Origin of the sequence: Methanosarcina spelaei, assembly GCF_002287235.1 — an archaeon.
In the GTDB taxonomy this organism is placed as follows: Archaea; Halobacteriota; Methanosarcinia; order Methanosarcinales; family Methanosarcinaceae; genus Methanosarcina; species Methanosarcina spelaei.
In genome coordinates, this window is the sequence record NZ_LMVP01000374.1 from 1 (window position 1) to 616 (window position 616).

The 616-nt window shown below is 39.9% G+C and carries 1 protein-coding gene; it reads left to right on the forward strand.

The window, feature by feature from the left end; translation table 11 throughout:
• A partial coding sequence (locus ASJ81_RS14855; RefSeq protein ID WP_141241753.1) for a TIGR04279 domain-containing protein occupies positions 1-616 on the forward strand: 616 nt, incomplete at both ends.

The following is a 616-nucleotide window of genomic DNA, read 5'->3' on the forward strand; positions in this document are numbered from 1 at the left end:
TTGAAGTTCTCGAATATCAAATGGAAGCCAGAGCTCCGGATGCCCTTCAAGAAGGCAAAAACTTAGAAGTCAGCATGGATCTGAAGAATGCACCTGCAGAGAAAAATTATACTTACTGGGCTGTAATAATAAAGGATAGTGCCTATATATCGTCTGAAGGCACGAACCCAAGGTGGAGGATGACAACAGGAATCAGACCTATTGTGAACGGAGTTGACATTATCGGTAGTCTGGAAACAAGTTTGAACGGACATGAATCCGAAAATGGAAATGACGAGCTTAAGAACGAAATCCAGACTATTATAGGGAAAGATAATGGTACGATAAGTATAAGTGAGAAGAATCAGAGAAACCTTTCCCTGAAAAGCCTGGAACTTCCTTCAGGAGACTACCTCCTAGTTACGGGCGCATATGAAGATAGTGAAGGTCTTACAGGTATATTCCAGAAAAAGGTAAGAATATCATCCGAAAACTTACACGTATTAGACTTAGAATCCAGCTCAGGAAATACTTTAGGTAGCCCCTCTTCGATGAAATCCAAAGTTTCTCCTCTTATGGAAATTAAGTCCATTCTCGAAAATCCAAAAGCATTCATATTCGAAGATATCAAGCCATA